Raw genomic sequence first — 560 nt, 5'->3', positions numbered from 1 at the left:
GTGGCCGGCCCGACGTGCGGTTTTCCACAGCTTGCGGGCGCCGTAGACGCAATAGTTGTCTGTCCAGAGCTGTCGCAGTGCCGGACCGAGCACGGCGTCGCGCTGGGCCCGCGAGGACGGCAGCCGTGCTTTGACGTCGTAATAGGTGCTCAGGGCCATCCTCACGCCTGCGCTGCGCAGGACGGTGATGATGGGCTCGACCCCGAACTCGGCCCGCTGGACGTCGATGAAGGCGACTACTTCTTGTGTTGGCAGTCGAGCTCCGCCCCGAAGAAACTCGCCGCTCGTTTCAGAATCTCGTTGGTTATCTACGGTTCCTTGGCGGCGTGTCTTTGATGTAGACGACACACCTGTTGGGGGTCAGGGCGTTTCGTCGTGGATCGGTTATCTTTAGTGTCCATGACGCCCTCGTCTGGGTATGTGGTCCAGCGGGTGGTGATGCCGTTCGGCGACCCGGAGTCGTGGACTGTGGTGGGTGCTGATGCGTTCGCGGTGGAACCGGTAGAAGAGTTCTTGGCTCATCTGCATGCGGTGGAGCGGTCCGCAAATACGGTTCGTGC

The 560-nt window shown here is 62.0% G+C and carries 1 pseudogene and 1 other annotated feature; the pseudogene reads right to left on the bottom strand.

Features of this window, described 5'->3' with window-relative positions:
- Window positions 1-302, bottom strand: a pseudogene (locus CRM90_RS30105) (IS3 family transposase); the annotation flags it as partial.
- Window positions 151-282 (bottom strand) — a sequence feature (AL1L pseudoknot). (Overlaps the previous pseudogene by 132 nt.)
- Window positions 303-560 lie beyond the last annotated feature (258 nt).

Source organism: Mycobacterium sp. ENV421 (assembly GCF_002887815.1).
Classification (GTDB): Bacteria; Actinomycetota; Actinomycetes; order Mycobacteriales; family Mycobacteriaceae; genus Mycobacterium.
This window is presented reverse-complemented; position numbering and strand designations above follow the sequence as displayed.